Source organism: Sporosarcina sp. NCCP-2222 (genome assembly GCF_023168145.1).
Classification (GTDB): Bacteria; Bacillota; Bacilli; order Bacillales_A; family Planococcaceae; genus Sporosarcina.
The window spans coordinates 434,190-453,401 of sequence record NZ_BQYK01000001.1; the positions used below are offsets into that span (position 1 = coordinate 434,190).

General features: G+C 42.9%; 20 protein-coding genes and 1 tRNA gene. 9 read left to right on the top strand and 12 right to left on the bottom strand.

Annotation, left to right across the window (positions count from 1 at the left end; all coding sequences use genetic code 11):
• Positions 1-87: 87 nt before the first annotated feature.
• Complete coding sequence (locus NCCP2222_RS02375; RefSeq protein WP_248509243.1) at positions 88-861, bottom strand: TrmH family RNA methyltransferase; 774 nt, start codon at positions 859-861, stop codon at positions 88-90.
• A 92-nt stretch (positions 862-953) separates the two neighbouring features.
• Here NCCP2222_RS02375 and sspI point away from each other — a divergent pair, with 92 nt between their 5' ends.
• Both sspI and NCCP2222_RS02385 read left to right on the top strand, forming a co-directional pair.
• The gene (gene sspI, locus NCCP2222_RS02380; RefSeq protein WP_238082466.1) at positions 954-1,166 is read left to right on the top strand and encodes a small acid-soluble spore protein SspI; all 213 of its coding nucleotides are present in this window, start codon (positions 954-956) and stop codon (positions 1,164-1,166) included.
• A gap of 124 nt (positions 1,167-1,290) precedes the next feature.
• Positions 1,291-1,500: a hypothetical protein gene (locus NCCP2222_RS02385; protein ID WP_248509245.1), complete on the top strand. Its 210-nt coding sequence runs from the start codon at positions 1,291-1,293 to the stop codon at positions 1,498-1,500.
• 107 nt (positions 1,501-1,607) lie between these two features.
• Here NCCP2222_RS02385 and argF read toward each other — a convergent pair whose 3' ends face one another.
• The 3 genes from argF to NCCP2222_RS02400 form a co-directional block, all read right to left on the bottom strand.
• A complete protein-coding gene (argF, locus tag NCCP2222_RS02390) occupies positions 1,608-2,573 on the bottom strand; it encodes an ornithine carbamoyltransferase (protein ID WP_248509246.1) in 966 nt (321 codons plus the stop codon).
• 157 nt (positions 2,574-2,730) lie between these two features.
• A complete protein-coding gene (locus tag NCCP2222_RS02395) occupies positions 2,731-3,819 on the bottom strand; it encodes a M42 family metallopeptidase (protein WP_248509248.1) in 1,089 nt (362 codons plus the stop codon).
• 209 nt (positions 3,820-4,028) lie between these two features.
• Positions 4,029-5,015, bottom strand: coding sequence for a diaminopimelate dehydrogenase (locus tag NCCP2222_RS02400; RefSeq protein ID WP_248509249.1), 987 nt, complete (start codon positions 5,013-5,015; stop codon positions 4,029-4,031).
• A 161-nt stretch (positions 5,016-5,176) separates the two neighbouring features.
• On the opposite strand from NCCP2222_RS02400, the gene NCCP2222_RS02405 reads away from it, so the two are divergent.
• Positions 5,177-6,325: an MFS transporter gene (locus NCCP2222_RS02405; protein WP_248509250.1), complete on the top strand. Its 1,149-nt coding sequence runs from the start codon at positions 5,177-5,179 to the stop codon at positions 6,323-6,325.
• A 45-nt stretch (positions 6,326-6,370) separates the two neighbouring features.
• Here NCCP2222_RS02405 and recQ read toward each other — a convergent pair whose 3' ends face one another.
• Positions 6,371-8,149 carry a DNA helicase RecQ gene (gene recQ / locus NCCP2222_RS02410; protein ID WP_248509775.1) on the bottom strand — a complete coding sequence of 593 codons (1,779 nt, stop codon included), beginning with the start codon at positions 8,147-8,149 and terminating at the stop codon, positions 6,371-6,373.
• Between the two features lie 454 nt (positions 8,150-8,603).
• On the opposite strand from recQ, the gene NCCP2222_RS02415 reads away from it, so the two are divergent.
• Entirely contained in the window at positions 8,604-9,038 is a 435-nt protein-coding gene (locus tag NCCP2222_RS02415; protein ID WP_248509251.1) for a MerR family transcriptional regulator, read from the top strand.
• Positions 9,022-9,276 (top strand): hypothetical protein, encoded by a 255-nt coding sequence (locus NCCP2222_RS02420; RefSeq protein WP_248509252.1) that lies wholly within the window; start codon positions 9,022-9,024, stop codon positions 9,274-9,276. The genes NCCP2222_RS02415 and NCCP2222_RS02420 overlap by 17 nt, the downstream gene beginning before the upstream one ends.
• 199 nt (positions 9,277-9,475) lie before the next feature.
• Here the strand turns inward: NCCP2222_RS02420 and NCCP2222_RS02425 are convergent.
• Together NCCP2222_RS02425 and pssA are read right to left on the bottom strand one after the other, a co-directional pair.
• Positions 9,476-9,566 (bottom strand) — tRNA-Ser (locus NCCP2222_RS02425).
• A 414-nt stretch (positions 9,567-9,980) separates the two neighbouring features.
• Entirely contained in the window at positions 9,981-10,514 is a 534-nt protein-coding gene (gene pssA, locus NCCP2222_RS02430; RefSeq protein ID WP_238082476.1) for a CDP-diacylglycerol--serine O-phosphatidyltransferase, read from the bottom strand.
• A gap of 55 nt (positions 10,515-10,569) precedes the next feature.
• Here pssA and NCCP2222_RS02435 point away from each other — a divergent pair, with 55 nt between their 5' ends.
• Positions 10,570-11,346 (top strand): phosphatidylserine decarboxylase, encoded by a 777-nt coding sequence (locus tag NCCP2222_RS02435; RefSeq protein ID WP_248509258.1) that lies wholly within the window; start codon positions 10,570-10,572, stop codon positions 11,344-11,346.
• Between the two features lie 30 nt (positions 11,347-11,376).
• A complete protein-coding gene (locus tag NCCP2222_RS02440; protein WP_248509259.1) occupies positions 11,377-11,862 on the top strand; it encodes a DedA family protein in 486 nt (161 codons plus the stop codon).
• A gap of 56 nt (positions 11,863-11,918) precedes the next feature.
• On the opposite strand, the gene NCCP2222_RS02445 is transcribed toward NCCP2222_RS02440, so the two are convergent.
• Positions 11,919-14,126, bottom strand: coding sequence for a bifunctional diguanylate cyclase/phosphodiesterase (locus tag NCCP2222_RS02445; protein ID WP_248509260.1), 2,208 nt, complete (start codon positions 14,124-14,126; stop codon positions 11,919-11,921).
• A 346-nt stretch (positions 14,127-14,472) separates the two neighbouring features.
• On the opposite strand from NCCP2222_RS02445, the gene NCCP2222_RS02450 reads away from it, so the two are divergent.
• A complete protein-coding gene (locus NCCP2222_RS02450) occupies positions 14,473-15,963 on the top strand; it encodes a catalase (RefSeq protein ID WP_248509262.1) in 1,491 nt (496 codons plus the stop codon).
• A gap of 78 nt (positions 15,964-16,041) precedes the next feature.
• Here NCCP2222_RS02450 and NCCP2222_RS02455 read toward each other — a convergent pair whose 3' ends face one another.
• The 3 genes from NCCP2222_RS02455 to NCCP2222_RS02465 are packed head-to-tail and all read right to left on the bottom strand — an operon-like array spanning position 16,042 to position 17,524.
• Positions 16,042-17,013 carry a phosphotransferase enzyme family protein gene (locus tag NCCP2222_RS02455; protein WP_248509264.1) on the bottom strand — a complete coding sequence of 324 codons (972 nt, stop codon included), beginning with the start codon at positions 17,011-17,013 and terminating at the stop codon, positions 16,042-16,044.
• Entirely contained in the window at positions 17,010-17,300 is a 291-nt protein-coding gene (locus tag NCCP2222_RS02460) for a GNAT family N-acetyltransferase (RefSeq protein ID WP_248509272.1), read from the bottom strand. The genes NCCP2222_RS02455 and NCCP2222_RS02460 overlap by 4 nt, the downstream gene beginning before the upstream one ends.
• Before the next feature lie 11 nt (positions 17,301-17,311).
• Positions 17,312-17,524 carry a hypothetical protein gene (locus NCCP2222_RS02465; protein WP_248509274.1) on the bottom strand — a complete coding sequence of 71 codons (213 nt, stop codon included), beginning with the start codon at positions 17,522-17,524 and terminating at the stop codon, positions 17,312-17,314.
• 252 nt (positions 17,525-17,776) lie between these two features.
• On the opposite strand from NCCP2222_RS02465, the gene NCCP2222_RS20840 reads away from it, so the two are divergent.
• Positions 17,777-18,118 carry a DUF5658 family protein gene (locus tag NCCP2222_RS20840; RefSeq protein WP_483882512.1) on the top strand — a complete coding sequence of 114 codons (342 nt, stop codon included), beginning with the start codon at positions 17,777-17,779 and terminating at the stop codon, positions 18,116-18,118.
• Between the two features lie 122 nt (positions 18,119-18,240).
• Here NCCP2222_RS20840 and NCCP2222_RS02470 read toward each other — a convergent pair whose 3' ends face one another.
• Positions 18,241-19,059, bottom strand: a complete 819-nt coding sequence (locus tag NCCP2222_RS02470) for a DUF368 domain-containing protein (protein ID WP_248509276.1) — start codon at positions 19,057-19,059, stop codon at positions 18,241-18,243.
• Positions 19,060-19,212: the final 153 nt, after the last annotated feature.

The window sequence follows — 19,212 nt, forward strand, 5'->3', positions numbered from 1 at the left end:
CACTTTAGTTTTTAGTATACATGAATCAAATATTTTCGGCAACACTAGGAGCATCACGTGATACCGTCAAAATCTGCGACATTCCCCTTACCTGTTTCCGGAAACAGCATATGCATATAAGAGAATGCCGGTCGCGACCGCCACATTCAAGGATTCCGCTTGGCCAAGAATCGGGATCTTAACCACTTCATCCGATTGCTTTAATAAATTTGCGGATACACCGCTTCCTTCATTGCCGACTAATAGGGCAAATGAAGCCGGGGCTTGAATCGCTTGATAATCTTTAGCCTCATGAAGGCCAGTCCCTAAAACGGCAGCGCCGTTTTCTTTGGCGCGTTTAATCCAATCCTCTAGATTGCCTTTTACTACAGGGAGATGAAAATTAGATCCTTGTGCAGATCGAATTGTCTTTGGATTGTAGAGGTCAGCAGAACCGTGGCCGAGAATGACAGCATCCATTCCAGCTGCATCTGCAGTTCTAATCATTGTGCCCACATTTCCTGGATCTTGGACTGCATCGATGAACAGGAATTTTTTCCAACCGCTAAATAATTCCTCGTTGTATTCAGGTTGCCGACAATGGGCGAAAATCCCTTGAGAATTCTCTGTCTCAGCAAGTTCCTTTGCGATTGCACTTGGTATTTCAATTTGCTGCACAGCCGCCTCTTTGAAATGCGATGGCAGTTCCACATCCTCCCGCACAATTAAATGAAGGACAGTACCTTGCGTTTTTAAGGCTTCCTCGACAAGATGGAATCCTTCGATGAGAAATTCTCCCGATTTATCACGATCTTTTTTATTTGTTATTAGTTTGAGCCAATGCTTCACTAATGCATTCTGGCGAGATTCGATTCGTTTCATGTACATAGACATCCTTTTTTCTTTTTAGTGTAGCAAAAAGATGCATAGTTGGCGATGGATTGAACACATTAATAGCAGGAGGTTGAATAAAAATGAACTTTCAAATTCGTGAAGCCATTACGGCAAACATGAAAAACAACTCAGCAAACGACATTAAAGGCATTGTGGACGATGCCATTCAACGTGGCGAAGAACAGATGCTTCCAGGTCTCGGCGTGTTTTTTGAAAAGCTTTGGAACCGCGCTGACGAGCAGGAGAAAGAAAAGATTTCCGGAGAGATCGCTCAAGCGTTTTCCGGGCAATAAAATGAAAAGAGCCGCCGGAACTTTTCCTGAAGGCTCTTTTTTTATATTTTCTTTTTCATCATGGATTCCTAACTAACAATCAGCTAAAATAAATGGTAACCATTTACAGAAAGAGTGGGAACCAATGAACTTATTGAAAGAAGTAATCCAATCCATGTTAAAAATCTTTATTTTCTTAGCTGTGGGATTAGCAGGCACTCTCTATGTTCTTAAGCCGATTTATGAGATGAAAGGTATCGCATTTACCGGTAATGTGTGGGTCATATGGTTCGGCCTTGCCTACATCCTGTTTGCAGCAGTAACATTCATTGATGTTTGGTTTCATAAGACATAACGAGACAAGCTCCACTCTTTCTGGTTTGGATCGCCTTCATTGCTGCTTTGTTTATTATTCTAATTCCGTTTCAGAAAGGTGAAACACCATTTTGAATAGCTGTTTCATTACGCTAACAATGTAGCCAATACCGCTTTCTGTGCATGCAACCGATTACCCGCTTGCTGGAATACATACGAGTTCGGCCCATCAATAACAGAGGCTGAAACTTCTTCCTCCCGATGCGCAGGCAGGCAATGAAGGAACATATAATCGGATTTGGCGTGCGCTACAAGCTGATCGTTGATCTGGAATCCCGCAAAGTCTTGCAGCCGTTTCTCCGATTCACCCTCCTGCCCCATTGAAGTCCAGACATCTGTATAAATAGCATCTGCATCTTGAACAGCCATTACCGGATCTTGCATAGCAAGGACGCTCCCGCCATTATCCTCCGCCAGCTTTTTCGCTTTTTGCAATAAAAATTCGTTATATTCATAACCGGTGGGAGTGGCAACAGAGACGTTCATTCCCATATGAGCTGCAGCTATTACAAGGGAATGGGCTACATTATTCCCATCTCCCACGTACGCCAGTTTTAAGCCCTTTAAAGAACCCTTCACTTCTTTAATCGTCAATAGGTCTGCGAGAGCTTGGCAAGGATGAAAGAGATCTGTCAAACCGTTGATGACAGGAACGGATGTGTGCTGCGCCAGTTCTTTCACCATTTCATGAGAGTTCGCTCGAATCATGACCCCATCCAAATACTCAGAAAGCACATGTCCGGTATCATAGATGGATTCTCCACGGCCAATTTGCAAATCTCTCGCGTTCATGAACATAGCATGCCCACCAAGCTGAATCATTCCAACTTCGAAAGAAATACGCGTACGTGTCGAATGCTTTTCAAAAATCATGCCCAGCGTCTTCCCCGCAAGCACTGGAGGCATAATCCCCTTCTGCATTTTCGATTTCATATCATGCGCTTTTTGCAATAAGTATGCAACCTCTTCACTGCTAAAATCTAACAGACTCAACAGGTCGCGCCCCTGCAAGTTCCCCTCTATATCAACGAAATTCTCCTTATATTTCACCATGCCAATCTCTCCCTTCCAGTTTGTATACTCTAGTATAATCATGCATAAATATTAAGTCAAATGAATTTTTATTAATTAGTTAGCGGGTAACTGCCTTATTCAAAAAAACAAAAAAGAAATCCTACTCTAACTGAGCAAGATTTCTTTTTCGTTTATTTTAATTAAATGTAATCTCGTTTACCGTATCGCGATCTAATTTTTTGATGACCTCCACAATGAGTTTGACCGCATTTTCGTAGTCATCACGATGGAGCATCGCTGCATGAGAATGAATATATCTTGTTGCGACACAAATGGCAATGGACGGAACACCATTGTTGCTCACGTGGATGGAGCCTGCATCTGTGCCTCCTCCTGCCAACGCTTCAAATTGATAAGGGATGCCGTGCTCTTCCGCTGTATCGACGAAAAGATCACGAAGTCCTTTATGGGACACCATCGATGCGTCAAACAGGAAAATTTGAGGACCGTCGCCCATTTTACCCATAGCTTCCTTGGAAGTTACACCCGGCGTATCACCTGCAACTCCTACATCCACTGCAATTCCGATATCCGGCTGGATTTTTGCAGCAGCCGTTTTTGCGCCTCGCAATCCGATTTCCTCTTGCACTGCGCCAACGCTAAAGAGAATATTCGGATGGTTTTCTTTCTTCAACGCTTTCATTACATCAATCGCAATGGCACATCCAATGCGGTTATCCCATGCTTTTGCCAGCAAGTACTTGTCGTTATTCATGACAGTGAATTCAAAATAAGGCACGACCATATCGCCAGGCAATACGCCCCACTCAAGCGCTTCTTCCTTGGAGCTTGCTCCGATGTCGATGAACATATCTTTAATATCAACCGGTTTCTTCCGAGCTTCTGCTGATAGGATGTGAGGCGGCTTGGAGCCAATGACGCCTGTTACTGTGTCGCCCTTCCTTGTCACTACCGTCACCCGCTGCGCCAGCATCACCTGGGACCACCAGCCGCCTACTGTTTGGAAGGACAGAAATCCTTTATCATCGATTTTTGTCACCATGAAACCGACCTCATCCAGATGGCCGGCAAGCATGATGCGTGGGCCATCCGCAGCCCCTGTCTTTTTGGCTATCAAAGAACCAAGCCCGTCTTGTTCAATTTCATCCGCAAACGGCTCGATATACTTTTTCATCACTTCACGGGGTTCTCTTTCGTTCCCCGGAATGCCTTTCGCATCCGTGAGGTCTTTTAACATGGTTAGTGTTTCATCCATTTTCGGCAATTATTTCGCCCTCCTAAACAATTCGTATATGAGTAGTATAAGTCATGTTGTGACCGTTTTCAAAACTTTTCAGCAAAAATAATACCCAATGCTTTCTTTAAGTACTGTGCCCTATTTTCACCTTTTATTTCATAAATGAACCCCCAATTGCAATCATCATACAATTGGGGGCTGCTCAAAAGTAAACTGCTTGTTGTTTACTGGTGATTTTATAAAAGTTCTTTTCTTAGTTCTGCCGGGCTCTTTGGTGATAATAAACCAGGCGCAACGTCGTAAACGGTTTTCGCGCCGCTATCTCCCGCCCGGTTCATTTTGTATGCAGCCCGGGCATAGGCTACTAGCACGCTCGACGTAAATTCAGGGTTGCTGTCTAGCGTCAATGAAAACTCCATCACTTGATTGCTCGCTTCGCCTGTTTTCCCGCTTCGGATTACGAATCCGCCGTGCGGCATGGCAGCATGATCCTTTGCAAGCCCCTCTTCGCTTATGAAATGAACCGTCGTATCATAATCCGCGAAGTAGTCGGGCATAGTGACGATGTCCCGCTCCACTCTCTCTGCATCTGCACCTTCCTGAAGGACGACAAAACATTCACGAGTATGCTTTTCACGTGTGGACAACTCCGGTTGCACGCCGCTACGAACGCGGTCCACTGCTTCTTCTACCGGAATCGTATATTGAACAGCTCCTTTAACTCCTTCGATTCTTCGAACAGCATCCGAATGTCCCTGGCTGAGGCCTTTCCCCCAAAATGTGTATGTTGCTCCTTCCGGCAAAATTGCTTCTCCAAACAAACGATTGATTGAAAATAATCCTGGATCCCAGCCGACGGAAATGATCGCTGTCTTGCCATTTGGTTTAGCCGAAGCATTGACGCTTTCGAAATACTCAGGTATTTTCGCATGTGTATCGAAGCTGTCAACAGTATTAAAGGAAGCAGAAAGAACTGGCCCTTGTTCTGGCAGGTCGTTTTTGGAACCTCCACATAAAATCAAAACATCAATTTCTTCCTTATACTCCTCGATTGTAGCCAATGGACGAACGGGAATAGCAGAATTTAATAACGAAACACTGTCAGGCTCTCTTCGCGTAAATACTGAAACGAGTTCCATGTCGCTGTTCTGCCCAATTGCGGATTCCACGCCTCTTCCTAAGTTACCGTATCCAACAATTCCGATTTTTATTTTGTCTTCCATAGCTGGCACCATCCCTTAACCGATTTTTTATTCTACCATTCTACCGTTATCACATTACTTTTACCATTCATTTTTTTCGTTCACAAACTATCCTTTTCCACTCCTCCCTCAAAAATGGTACAGTAGAAAGGACTACGAAGTTTTGAAATGAGGCCCGTATTATGCGTTTCTTTGTGTACCTAATTGTGTTCTTTTCTTTTTTTGATTTGTTTTCCCAATTGCCGATTATGAGTCCATTTGCCCTATCGCTAGGAGCTTCCTCATTTTTGACCGGGCTGGCCGTCGGAATTTATTCATTCTCCAACACGATTGGCAATGTCATCTCAGGGTTTATGACCGATCGGAAGGGGCCTTTCCTCGTCTTGTTGACCGGCTTATTCGCTTCAAGCGTTTCCTTATATCTTTATATGTTCGTGGTTGGCCCGTATTCCTTGCTTGGCATTCGCTTTCTCCATGGTTTTATGGAAGGATTGATTGTACCTGCCGCTTTTACTTTCCTTGCAAATCGTGCAAAAGAATCGAAAAGAGGCCGTAGCGTCGCCATATCCGGAGTATTTGTCGGCATGGCGGCAATTATAGGACCAGCTTACAGCGGCATCGTTGCTTCCAAAACATCCGCTGCTTCTATCATGGTGATCAACGGAGTCATCATGCTGATTCTCGCGATTCTCGCTATTTTCTTCCTGCGCAATTTTTCTTTTGAACGGAAAGGAAAATCCACTACCGGCCAGCATTTCAAAGTACGCGAGTTGTTCCGTCATCCAGGCATGCAACGTGCGTTTGCAGGTGCCTTTTTCCTCATGTTTTCACAAGGAGTCCTGGCGTTGATTCTGCCCTTGAAAGTGGAAGCACTCGGATTTGATACGAAGATGACAGGAATGCTTCTTAGTACCTTTGGCGTCGTTGCCATTTTGATCTTTTTATTGCCAATCAACCGTATCTTCGACCGCGTGCGTCCAATGGTCACTTTGTCTTTTGGCATTTCCATCATGGGAGTGAGCATGCTGTTTTTGAGTCAAATGGATGATTTGGTTTATTTATTTGGGGCACTTGCCATTTACGGAATTGGATTCGCATTTTTATTTCCATCAATTAACTCGTTGCTCATCGACTCTTCATCACCAGAGTATCGAGGAAAAGCGTACGGCTATTTCTATGCATTCTTCTCCATCGGGGTTGTGGCTGGCTCCAGTGTAATCGGCTATTTAGATCTAACGTATAACGGAGGATTTATGGTAACGGGATTCGTTCTGATTGGCATCGCCCTCTATACCATTCTCGGCATGAGAAAAAAGAAAAGATATGCATAAGAAAAACCAGGCAGACAATCCACGCGGATCGCTTGCCTGGTTTTCCTAATTGGTAACTGCTTCCGATTGGAAGGTGATGATTTCCTGAATAAACGCTTCCCCATACCTCTCCATTTTGGCTGTCCCTACCCCATTCACTTCCAGGAACTCCTCTTCAGACGTCGGCATTTTTGCAGCCATATCACGCAATGACTTGTCCGAAAAGACAACAAATGGCGGTACGCCCGCTTCTTGCGCCAATTGCATCCGCAAGGCGCGCAATTGATTGAAGAGCGGATCTTCTTTCGTAATTTGTTTTGATTTAACGGTACCTTTCCGAAAGACCTTTATTTTCCCGGTCAAAACATCTTTCCCTAGTTCCGTTACATAAATGATTGGAAACTGTCCATTCTCCACGCCAAGATAGTTTTCTGAGATAATGAACTCGATAAAATCCGAGACATCTTTTGAGTTCCGTTCTTTCATTAAGCCATATGTGGATAGCGTATGAAAATTAAATTCGAGCACTTTTTTATTGCGTGAGCCAGTCAGCACTTGTGCAATTAATGTCTTTCCAAAGCGCTGCCCCATCCGTATTACACAGGAAAGCACTTTCTGAACATCTACCGTTACATCAAAACTTTCTCTTGTATCCGTGCAATTCGCACATCGTTTGCAGTCTGCCACTTCTGTTTCCCCGAAATAGGAAATGATGAATTTTTGCAGGCACGATTCGGTATGGCAGTAGTCCACCATGGATTGGAGCTTTTCCAGTTCCGCTGGAATCCGGTTCATATCCTGGGATTGATCAATCAAGAATCGCTGCGTCAGCACATCCTGGGAAGAAAAGAGCAGCGTACATTCGCTGTCCAAACCGTCCCGCCCGGCACGTCCCGCCTCCTGATAATAACTTTCCATGTTCTTCGGCATTTGATAATGGATGACGTATCGGATATTGGACTTATCGATTCCCATTCCAAACGCATTCGTCGCTACCATGACAGCAGCTTCATCCATTAGGAACCTGTCCTGCTCCTTTTGTCGTTCGACATCCGATAGTCCTGCATGATATTTCGCGACCTGGCATCCCATCTTCGTTAATGTAGCGTGCAATTGGTCGACTGCTTTTCTAGTCGCGGCGTAAATGATGCCGGCTTCCCCGCTGTTCTTTCGGACATGGTCTTTCACATACGCTTCCCGGTCTTGGCCTTTAATGACGGAGAATGTCAAATTGCTCCGCTCAAAACCGGTCATCACCGTATTACTATCGCCGATTTCTAGTTGTTTGCAGATATCCTCCCGAACGGCTGGAGTAGCGGTTGCTGTCAACGCCAAAATGACAGGTTTCCTGTCGAAAAACGGAATGATCCGGTTAATCATCCGATAACTCGGACGGAAATCATGGCCCCACTGGGAAATACAATGCGCTTCATCGATTGCAATCATGGAAATAGCCATTTTACCGATTTGCTCTATAAATGAAGGAGAATCAAAACGTTCCGGTGCAATATAAAGCAATTTATATTTGCCTTCCAATGCGTTTTCCATCGTCCCGAAATATTCTTCTGATGACAGCGTGCTATTTATTAAGGCAGCAGGGATACCTAGCTGATGCAACGCATCCACTTGGTCCTTCATCAGTGAGATGAGTGGAGAAATAACAAGGACCGTCCCTTCCATCACGAGGGCAGGCACTTGATAACAGATGGATTTACCGCCCCCTGTCGGCATAACGCAAAGTGTATCTTCGCCATCAAGGACTTGGCGGATCACCTGCTCTTGTCCTGTCCGGAATGACGAATAGCCGAAGTATGTTGTTAAAATGGATAACGCACGTTCGATCAGAACCACCTCCAATTGGATTACGAGAAAAAAGCACCAGTTCAGGCGCTTCTTAACAAGTCATTATTAATTTCACCATACTCAATCGTCAAATCCGCCGCTTGGTTTACAACATTCAAGTCACCTTACTCCGACTAGCTAACCAAACGGTCTATTTTCTCTTCCGAAAGTCTAGTAAATAACAAAGTGCCCCGTGTTTGTTTCTTTTATGCTTATTTACCTTCAATCACTTTATCATTCTGTTACTCACAGCATACCAGAAGTTTCAAGTGTAATAAAATAAAACATCCGTTTTTAAGGAATTTGAGTTTCGGGCGACTTGAAGAACCAACCAGGCTGAGATGCTTTGAAATGTGCTATCTTTAACCTGACTTGTTATCTCTAAAAATTTTTCAAATAGAAAAGATTGACTCTATACCATAGTAGAAGGTTCATAATGACAGTTGGAGGGCAGAAGATGAGTAAAATGACAATTAGTGAATTGGCAAAACAAACAAACGTGAATATCACGACTATTAGATATTACGAAAAAAGAGGATTGATTGCTCCCACTTTGAGGACTGACTCAGGCTATCGTGTTTTTTCAGAAGAAAGTATTATCGACATTGCCATGATTAAGTATGCTCAGTCCTTAGGGTTTACTTTGGAGGAAATTAAAAAGATTTTACGGATATTTACTACGAAGGAGCATTTCCCCACTGAGGATATGCATCAGCAGGCAATAACCAAATTAGAAGAAATTAACAAACAGTTGATTACACTAAACAATCTTAAATCACTCTTAGAAAATGTGGTTCATTTTGCAGACTCACAATTGCCCCTTCCAAAAGAAATGTGTCCACTAATGCAAAGTTTAGCAGAAAGGAGAGATAATTATGGCGAAACGAATTGAAATATTTACCGCTGATACACACCTATGCCACGAGCTTACGAAACAAGTGAATGCAGTTGTATGCAATAAATGCGAAGTTGTCCTTTATCCACTAAATTCGGCGGACTTAAACACTGTAGCAAAAGAAAAGGCAATGGACTATGCAATTCAGGCAGTCCCTTCGATTGTAGTCGATGGTAAGCTTGAGAATTTGATGCGGATAAAAAAGCAACTAAAAACTATGAACAAATCCAGATGAGTAATAAGAAAGTAATATCCTATGCTCCCAGCTACGTGACGTATTTTAAAAGATTTAACACAATTCGGAGTTGGGAACGGCATAGTATAATATAAAATACAAAAAAGCCATACTCAAAATAGAGTACGGCTTCAAAATTGATTGGGTTATTTTAGTCAAAATGTTTATGCTTCCTGTATGCCAAAAAAGCTTATATGTATGGCGGAGACGAGAGGATTTGAACCCCCGCGACGCGTGAACGCCCTAGCTGATTTCGAGTCAGCCCCCTTCAGCCTCTTGGGTACGTCTCCATTTATGACATTAGTTATTGTACTAAAAAGAAGTGCTTGTGTAAAGATTTTTACGCATAATAAAAGGGGGATGTGACATCCCCCGACTATGCATAAGAAACCGTATGGTAAAATGACAGCGATAACGTTTTGTTTTTAGATGCATTTCTCTCCTTCATATCATGCTTACAATTAACCATACCATTTAATTATTAAAATTACTCCTTCCACCTTACTCCCATCCGATATTCGTCCTAACACATCGCGCAGCCACTTAGTTATCCCGTTTTTGGATCGACAGGAAGACCATTATCATCTGTCTGAAAGATATTCTCGAAGTCAAAAGTAACGATTCGAAATGCATTCCAATATAAAAAGACAGGTCCAGGAGAATAAATTCATTTCCCGGCCTGCCACATTGTATTGAACTAACAATTAAACTTTTGCAATTCGGATATTGCTTACCATTAATGCACCAAGTACGAACATCAAGATAACAAAAAACGGTGGTCCCACATACGGGCTTAAAAAATAGCTTAGCGTCAATAAGACACCTGCAGCCGTAATCGGCACGCCATAAAAAGCTCCATCAAATTCTTTTACATTGTAACGCGCAAGACGAACTGCACCTGTTATAATGAAAAAGATCGTTGCTGCAATGCCAACCCATAACATCATCGATAAATCAGTATGATAAATTAAAAGAGCCGGCGCCACGCCAAATGAAACCAAGTCGCTTAACGAATCCAATTCCTTGCCAAAGTCTGACTCTGCCTGAAAGTGCCTTGCGACCATTCCGTCAAAACGGTCAAATATGGCCGCCAGGAAGATGAACACGAGGCTCATGTGACTCAAGTCCTTTGTAATGAGGATAATTGCGACAATCCCAAGCCCGAGGTTGGACAACGTAATGGCATTCGCCAATTGTGATTTCACTTTTGTATAATCTAAGTATCTGGATAAGAACATGTTTTTCCCCCCTATCAATTTCAAATATGAATATATTGCAATGGAGACGAATGAAATGAAAAGAACCTTATTTAAATATTTCGTAGAACTTACAGGGCATCCAGTTTCTTCTACTCTTTTAAAATCTATATCCCAGTCCCCGCTAAGCCGGCCATTGATCAAGCCTTTCGCCAAAGCTTATGGGATTAACGAATCAGAAGCCGAATATGCCATCGAAACATACGGCAGCCTTCAAGCCTATTTCACACGCAACTTAAAACAAGGTGTTCGAAATATCGAACCAGCTCCGAATATTCTCGTTTCCCCAGTAGACGGTGTCCTAAGTGCCGCGGGAAAAGTAGAGAAAGAGCAGACTTTTTTAATTAAGGACTATTCCTACAGTATAAAGCAAATTCTGGGGGATGAAAAGATAGCAAAACGATATGAAAACGGTTACTACTGTATTTTTTATCTATCTCCCAGTCATTATCATCACTTTCACTATCCAATCGATGGCAACTTACTTTCAAGATATGCGCTAGGTACCGTTTCCTATCCTGTAAATAACTTGGGCCTGCGTTTGGGCGATCGACCATTCGCAACAAATTACAGATTGATTTCAGAATTGGAAACTGCATTCGGCCAAGTGGCCATTGTAAAAGTAGGAGCACTGAATGTCAATAGCATCCACATACAAAATCATACAAAGAATTGTGTAAAAGGGGAGGACTTCGGCTATTTCTCCTTTGGTTCTACCGTTATTTTATTCATTGAGCAACACGAATCGTTCCAGCTATTGCAAAAACCAGCTACAAATATTATGATGGGCGAGTCGATCGGCATTTGGACATAATTAACTATCATTCAAATTGGAGAAGGTTGTATGCTGCAATTTCAAGATTTCTTTATACAATATGGCTATTATGCGATTTTTATATTTCTCGCTCTTGGTATTTTCGGGTTGCCACTTCCCGATGAGGTGGTGGTCGCGTTTGTCGGACATCTCTCGTCACTCGGCACATTCAATTATCCGGTTGCCATGGCGGTGACAATGCTCGGCGTAATGTCGGGCACACTGGTAACATTCACGTTCGGCAGAAAAATCGGAAAACCACTCTTGGACAAATATGGAAAATGGATTTCTTTGTCGCCGAAACGGCTTCAGCTTGTGAATAGATGGTTTGACCGATATGGCTCCTGGGCTGTCACGATTGGCTATTTTGTTCCCGGCATGCGCCACGTTATTTGTTACATGTCCGGATCAAGCGGAATGGACTTTAGAAGATATATTCTCTTCGCATCCATCGGTACTGCCATTTCCTCTATCCTTTGCCTGACGATCGGGTATCTCATTAAACTTCCATTTTAAAAACTAAGCAATGAAAATGAGGCACTTTCTGTAGATAAATAGAAAGCGCCTCTTTTTTATTTATAGCTAATTCCATTCAACCCGGCATAATGTTCTTGGGATATCCACTCATCTTTCCTTAAAGTCTGGATAGCCTCTTTTGGCAATAGCGGTTTACTAATGTAATAACCTTGAATTCTCTCGGCGCCCAACATCTCCAATGATCGAAGCTGTTCGAGTCTCTCAACTCCTTCTGCAATCGTTCCTAAACCGAGTTCCTCTGCAATTCCAATAACCCCGCGCAAAACTGCTTTGGATAATCCATTATCCGTTTCCAGCTCCCGCACAAACGCACGATCAATTTTAATATATTGAAATGGCAGCAACCTCAAGATAGACAAAGAAGAATAGCCGGTTCCAAAATCGTCAAGCGCAGTTTGGATCCCCATAGCATTCAAAGTGGAAATCACTTCTTTTGCCGTCTCGATATTTTCTACTACAACCGATTCGGTTAATTCAAACACGAGACGCGTCGGGTCTACATCTGTATTCTCCAGTATCGTCATAACATCTTGCAAAAACATAGGATGCAATAATTGTTTGACTGAAATATTGACAGTGACCGAAAAATCACGGAAGCCTTCCTCATCCCACTGAATTACTTGCATGGCTACTTCATGAATAAGCCATTTTCCAATGGGAATTATTAAATCTGACTCTTCCATATAAGGAATGAAATCCATTGGACCTACTTCGCCAAGTTCGGGAGATGACCAGCGCATTAGTGATTCAAAACTGACTATTTTATTTAGAGCAATGCTATAAATCGGTTGGTAGACGATGTACAACTCATTGCGCTCCAGTGCCTTTTCCAATAGCATCTCTACTTTTCTTCGATGGGCACAACCTGCAGAAAGCTCATCCGTCATACGAATGTATTGGCCTCCGCCAGCCTTTTGCGCTTCTTGATTTGCATGCGCGGCGTCCTGGATGATTTCTCCAGCCTGGTCACCCGATGCCGACTGTCGAATACCAACACTTACAGATATCCAAACAGGGGCTTCCACCCCCACATCGGTCGGTTCATTGAACAACGCCACTAAATGGGCAGCGAATGATTCGTCCCCATACCCGCCTCCATATCGGAAAACAGCAAAAAGATCTTCCCCTACACGATAAACCTGTTCTTTCCCTGAGAAGGCTGACAGTTTCTTGTATACATAATATACAATCCGTTCACCTATATGATAGCCATGTCGTTCATTTAAATCGACAAACCGGTCGATTGAAACGAGAAATATAGAAAATGACTTGTTTTTTTCAGCCGTCAATGCCTTATCAAGATCTTCCTCTAGCCGAAGCCGATTTCCGAGCCCTGTTAGCAAATCACGTTTCATCCGATTTCTTTCTTCACGTTCGATATGGTTAACATAAATAACAATGACAATCACAACAAGTACTGAAATAAAAAGAACAAGACCATTTTGCCAAAGTGCTTCGTCCAACTGCTTCCGATCGGGGTTCATTTCCGAATCAACTACGACAATCCAATCATTCCAGGTCATTTCATAGGACAAGTAATGTGCCGTTCTCTGATCAATATTAATAAATCCGGAAGGTTCGTCACGGATTGTCGATAAGAACTCACTATAATCCGGTACAAGGTCGCTTAACCGTTCTTCCTCCGTAGAGGAAAAGAAAACTTCATTGTTTTTTAATAAGAAAACCCCTCCGGGCAGATGGGATTCATTTGCGATCTCCCCGAAGATATTTGACATATTGACTACACCTGAAAGCACGCCAAGCGGTTTACCATCCTGATAAATGGGGACCGAAATAGCAATGACTTTCTGAGTCGGATCCTGCCGCAGCCGAAAAACATCACTGAAAGCAATTTCTCCATCTAAGGCTTTTCGGAAAGACTTTTCTTGCTGTACTCTAAACTCAGAACCATCCGATGCCAGAATGACTCCTTTTTCATCAATGATGCCAAGACCTGCGAAAAAAGGCATCTTTTCATTTTGCCGATGCAGATACAGCAATAATTCTTGCCGGTCTCCCATGACAGTTGGAAGATAATCTGCAATTAACTCAAGTTCTACAATCCGTTCGTAAGAAAAACGATTCGTTTCAGCTACAAAATTAGAAAGGAGCTCCTTCGTTTCTCTTTGAACGGAATCTTGAACATATTTCTTAGTAGAGATGAAATTCGCACTGATTAATGCAACTATACTGACGAAAACAACAGTCAAGCAACTATAGATGACCAGCTGCCTTTTTGTCATACCCACACTTCCATCCTAGCCTTTCCGGCTCTCATTCTATCAAAAGTATACTTAAAATGAGTTTGCTAGTCATCTGTCATTTAAAACTTTTTGCTTCTTATGACCCAAAAACATTCATCTGATTCTAGATCTTCACTCCCATTTTTAATCCATCAGAAGCAATCAAGCTTTGATGTAACAATCGGACATTTTCATGTAAACCTCTGTCGAATATTAATAATCATATCTTCTTGATAAGAATTATTTGTCGATAATTATTATAAACAAAATGATAGCTTTCCGTATTACACTTTGCTATAGTAATCATTGAACATTGATAAATCAATAACCAAGGGGGATTTCACTCATGTCCAATAATGATAACCGTTCTCAAAACAGGCTAACAACTGCTGCTGGTGCTCCAGTGGTTGACAACCAAAACTCCATGACAGCCGGTCCAAGAGGTCCTGTCCTTCTTCAAGATGTATGGCTAATTGAGAAACTGGCTCACTTTGATCGAGAAGTAATTCCAGAAAGACGGATGCATGCAAAGGGATCAGGTGCTTATGGCACATTTACCGTAACAAACGATATTACCCAATATACGAGAGCAAAACTCTTTTCTGAGGTCGGCAAACAAACTCCGATGTTTGCCCGTTTTTCTACAGTGGCTGGAGAACGTGGTGCAGCAGACGCTGAGCGGGATATCCGCGGCTTCGCACTAAAATTCTATACCGAGGAAGGTAACTGGGATCTAGTCGGAAACAACACACCCGTCTTTTTCTTCCGGGATCCACTCCAGTTCCCAGATTTAAATCATGCAGTAAAAAGGGATCCGCGCACAAACATGCGGAGCGCGACAAACAACTGGGACTTCTGGACGTCCCTTCCTGAAGCATTGCATCAGATTACTATTCTCATGAGTGAACGAGGCATTCCTAAATCGTACCGGCATATGCACGGATTCGGTAGCCATACGTACAGCATGATCAATGCGAACAACGAACGGGTTTGGGTTAAATTCCATTTCCGCTCCCAGCAAGGCATTGAAAACTTGACCGATGCGGAAGCGACAGAGTTGATCGGACATGATCGCGAATCCCATCAACGCGACTTATTAAACAGCATTGACAACGGAGACTTCCCGAAATGGAAAATGTATATTCAAGTCATGACGGAAGATCAAGCTTTGCAGATGAATTACAATCCATTTGACTTGACAAAAGTCTGGTACAAAAAGGATTTCCCACTCATTGAAGTTGGAGAATATGAATTGAACCGCAATCCGGATAACTATTTTGCTGAAGTGGAACAAGCTGCTTTCACACCGGCAGCGATCGTACCGGGCATCGGCTTCTCACCTGACAAAATGCTGCAAGCCCGTCTTTTCTCGTACGGAGATGCACAACGTTACCGTCTTGGAGTCAATCATCACCAAATTCCTGTCAACGCCCCGAAATGTCCGTTTCATAGCTTCCACCGCGATGGAGCCATGCGTGTAGACGGAAATCATGGCAGCCGGACTTCCTATGAACCGAACAGCTTCGGTGAATGGAAGGAGCAGCCGGACTTCAAGGAGCCGCCACTCAAGATTTACGGGGATGCTGCCCACTGGGATTTCCGCGAGGATGATAGTGACTACTTCACACAGCCAGGTAAGTTGTTCAATTTAATGAATGATGACCAAAAAGAAGTTCTCTTTGGCAATACAGCACGCAACATGGGGGATGCTCCAAAAGAGATCAAGATCCGGCATATTCGCCATTGCTTCCAGGCAGATTCTGCATATGGAGAAGGAGTTGCGAAAGCACTTGGCATTTCAATGAATGAGGTGCTAGAAGAACAAGTAATTGGCTAATTAAAATACAGGAGGAGAAAACATTTCGTTTTCTCCTCCTGTTTTGCATTCTTATATCCATTCCAAGGTCAGCCCGCATCAGCCAAACAAATACAACGACGCCTCCATCACGCTATGGAAAGGAACCTTGTTATTTCTAATATTATTTTCAAGTTCGTTCAGCTTCCATTTCTGCCAATCCTCCAGGCCATCCATATCCCACGTGTTCTTGAAAAGTGAATAAAGGAAGACTTCTCTCATTTGCATGGAGACCAAAACCTGCTCTAGCACTATTCGAGACAAGGTTTTCTTTGAGGTATACCCGGATAGGAATGAGTGAAGGAAGACACTCGGAAAATCGTCCCAATTAGGGTGAAACGATGTACCTGTCCATAGGGCATGATAGATGGAAACCGCTAAGTCCTGTGCATAAAAATGATTCCCGCAATCATCGAAATCAAAGACGATCAGTTTTCCTTCTCGAATATGAAAATTCCCTTGATGAAGATCATGATGGATAAAACCATACACCTCTGCGTTCTGTTCCCATCCACTCATTTGGTTCATCAGCCGTTGAAATGCTTGACGGAGCCATTCTTCCTCCAGCTCCATTTGCTGCAGCTTTTCGAAACCTGACCGTCGCCCCTGAATACCCAGCATGTCTACGCAGTGCAATGAGGCTAATTGCTTTCCCCATTCATGGAATAGCGATTCATTCCAAACAGTAGTATCGATCACATCAACTGGCTGCCCTTTGGTATGTTCAAATAAACAAAGCCAATAGGATTCTCCGTTGTACGTGAATGGAAAAACGGAGCGACCACCAGTGGTTTTAAAAGATGTAGCGACAGCAATATCATAGGAGCTGAGATGATCCAGCCAGAGCATTTCAGCTTCTAATTCCTGAATCGTTCTATCTTGTTGACGGCATAAACGGACAACTACTCTTTGCTCATTGACTTGAACGATAAATACTTCATTGAAAAAACCTTCTTTTGCTTGAGTTATGGCAGTCTCCTTTACATTCAGATGATCTTCAATCCACTTCTTTACCTGCTCATTTTTTCTCATATACTGATCCAATAGCGCCGTAATACGGTCCCATCCCTCTCTATAAAGTCAGCATCTCTTTCTCCGCCAAGATGAATAATAGTCCGCTCCGACGGAATATTCCCTTCTTCGCATACTACAAGTGCCCTTTTTATTCCAAGTTTATTTAATTCAGCAAGCGCCAGTGAGAGGAAGAGCCGGCCATAGCCATTCCCTCTTTCACTCGGCTTAATCCCTAGGCTGATATGTCCCTCTGTGTTAACTAAGCGCTCGTTCAGCTCATGTCGCAAAACCGCAGCACCAATCATACGGTCATTCTTCAGCAGCAAAAAGTAGAATACGGCACCCAGCCATCAGGAAGTCCGATTCCTATCTCAGCATCTATACTTTGCTGGACATACTCCTTCATCTCATTAATCTCTTTACGAATGAAGGACGGAGTATATTCTTCAAACGGAGATTTCCATTCTTTGAGGAATGACTGATAACTAGCTTCATATGCAGTTGTCGGTTTCACTAACTTAAATGCCATTGCTGTTCACCTCTGGTTAGACTCATCTTTACGTTAACAGGCCTGATTCTAATCGTTGCCCCATCTGTCTCCACTCAATATAAGCATTTATTGCCAGTCATGCAATGCCTTTTTCTTTTGTGAAAATAAGGCCATACAGAATTTTTTATTCGAGCATGACAATCGCTTGAATAAAAAACAGCGAGAATCCATATGCTATATGTCTAAGGAACGGTTACTAGCAACAGTGAACAATGTATCGGGAGTGAAACCATGGAAACAGCCAGAACATTACCCCATTCAAGAAGCAGATTATGGAACGCATCTTTCCTGCTATTATGCTTAAGCATGATAGATGCCATTTTTACAGATCTCGGCTTACGCCAAGGGCTGATCGAAGAGTTTAACCCTGTTATGAGATCCATATACGAGATGAATATTCCTATTTTTTATTTGATCAAATTCTGCCTTCCCTTGGCACTCTTATTTTTGGTAACTAAAATAACACATCGGCTCTATTTACAATTTTTGTTGTTGTCGGCTTTACTCTTATACATTATGGTTGTTGTCTACCATATTTGTTGGATTGTCATGGCGGCACTCCCGCTTTCATAAAGACTCAAGATCCGCCATCCTCCTAATGGATTGGACGGATCTCTTTTTATTTCTTGCAAATAAAAACCGTTTCCATGGGATCACTCACAAGTGATCCGCACGGAAACGGTGCATACATTCATTTATTTTGTTTTTGGATCTGCCACATTAAACATGTTCGCTACAATTAAGCCGGTAATCAGCGCAATAGCACTCATCACAAACGGGGTCCCACTCTCAGGAATGCCCGGGTAGATGACGAAAATGGAGCCGAGAATTAATCCGATAATGATGGCAAACATGCTGTGCGTATAATGATGCAGTAAATACGCAATGGCCTTGCTGCTCACAATAAATCCAACAATAACACCAGCACCGATCACGAGGATCAATGGGAAATTCATAGTGGAAAGAGCATTAATTGCTGTCGGGTAGACACCTAGCAGCAATAAGATGAACGAACCGCTGATCCCAGGCAGCAACATCGCCATGCTTCCCGCCCAGCCGGCCAAGAACAGCCCCAGTGTATTCGTGGCAGTCAACGACGTGATGACAGCGGCGTCAGCCGGTTTGATGAAGGCCGTCGATGCCAAAGCTGCTGCGACTAGAACCAGAAGAAGATAATGCCCAAATTTAAAATTCGTCCGCACATTCGCCTGTTTAGAAATGAAAGGAACAATGCCAATGATCAAACCAAGAAAGAAAAACTGAGTGGGCTGATTATAATTCTTTAATAAATAATCGATAACCCGACTGAATAGTACTAATGTTAAGCCGATCCCTATGCCAAGAGGCAACAGAAAACCAATGTGTTTCTTCCAGTCCCGGCTAAAAAAACCACTAATTGATGATAACAAACGATCATAAATTCCAAGGATGAACGCAATCGTCCCTCCACTGACACCAGGTATCAAGTCGCTGATTCCCATTAAGAATCCCCGATAAATATTTTTCCATTCCATTGTTGTAAAGTCCTCCAAAATTCAAATTCACTCTTAGTAGTATACCATCTACAAGCAAAAAGAAGGACTAGAATGTCGTCTCGCATCAATTTGACAAAATAAAGAATTTTTTCAATACATATATGATTTTCATTTCAGCTTGATCAGAGGGCC

What these genes read in the sequence shown, in the direction of transcription:
- NCCP2222_RS02375 (WP_248509243.1), bottom strand. Translation starts at nt 861, where the DNA reads ATGAAACGAATCGAATCTCGCCAGAATGCATTAGTGAAGCATTGGCTC.
- sspI (WP_238082466.1), top strand. Translation starts at nt 954, where the DNA reads ATGAACTTTCAAATTCGTGAAGCCATTACGGCAAACATGAAAAACAAC.
- NCCP2222_RS02385 (WP_248509245.1), top strand. Translation starts at nt 1,291, where the DNA reads ATGAACTTATTGAAAGAAGTAATCCAATCCATGTTAAAAATCTTTATT.
- argF (WP_248509246.1), bottom strand. Translation starts at nt 2,573, where the DNA reads ATGGTGAAATATAAGGAGAATTTCGTTGATATAGAGGGGAACTTGCAG.
- NCCP2222_RS02400 (WP_248509249.1), bottom strand. Translation starts at nt 5,015, where the DNA reads ATGGAAGACAAAATAAAAATCGGAATTGTTGGATACGGTAACTTAGGA.
- NCCP2222_RS02405 (WP_248509250.1), top strand. Translation starts at nt 5,177, where the DNA reads ATGCGTTTCTTTGTGTACCTAATTGTGTTCTTTTCTTTTTTTGATTTG.
- NCCP2222_RS02415 (WP_248509251.1), top strand. Translation starts at nt 8,604, where the DNA reads ATGAGTAAAATGACAATTAGTGAATTGGCAAAACAAACAAACGTGAAT.
- NCCP2222_RS02420 (WP_248509252.1), top strand. Translation starts at nt 9,022, where the DNA reads ATGGCGAAACGAATTGAAATATTTACCGCTGATACACACCTATGCCAC.
- pssA (WP_238082476.1), bottom strand. Translation starts at nt 10,514, where the DNA reads ATGTTCTTATCCAGATACTTAGATTATACAAAAGTGAAATCACAATTG.
- NCCP2222_RS02435 (WP_248509258.1), top strand. Translation starts at nt 10,570, where the DNA reads ATGAAAAGAACCTTATTTAAATATTTCGTAGAACTTACAGGGCATCCA.
- NCCP2222_RS02440 (WP_248509259.1), top strand. Translation starts at nt 11,377, where the DNA reads ATGCTGCAATTTCAAGATTTCTTTATACAATATGGCTATTATGCGATT.
- NCCP2222_RS02445 (WP_248509260.1), bottom strand. Translation starts at nt 14,126, where the DNA reads ATGACAAAAAGGCAGCTGGTCATCTATAGTTGCTTGACTGTTGTTTTC.
- NCCP2222_RS02450 (WP_248509262.1), top strand. Translation starts at nt 14,473, where the DNA reads ATGTCCAATAATGATAACCGTTCTCAAAACAGGCTAACAACTGCTGCT.
- NCCP2222_RS02455 (WP_248509264.1), bottom strand. Translation starts at nt 17,013, where the DNA reads ATGAGAAAAAATGAGCAGGTAAAGAAGTGGATTGAAGATCATCTGAAT.
- NCCP2222_RS02460 (WP_248509272.1), bottom strand. Translation starts at nt 17,300, where the DNA reads ATGATTGGTGCTGCGGTTTTGCGACATGAGCTGAACGAGCGCTTAGTT.
- NCCP2222_RS02465 (WP_248509274.1), bottom strand. Translation starts at nt 17,524, where the DNA reads ATGGCATTTAAGTTAGTGAAACCGACAACTGCATATGAAGCTAGTTAT.
- NCCP2222_RS20840 (WP_483882512.1), top strand. Translation starts at nt 17,777, where the DNA reads ATGGAAACAGCCAGAACATTACCCCATTCAAGAAGCAGATTATGGAAC.
- NCCP2222_RS02470 (WP_248509276.1), bottom strand. Translation starts at nt 19,059, where the DNA reads ATGGAATGGAAAAATATTTATCGGGGATTCTTAATGGGAATCAGCGAC.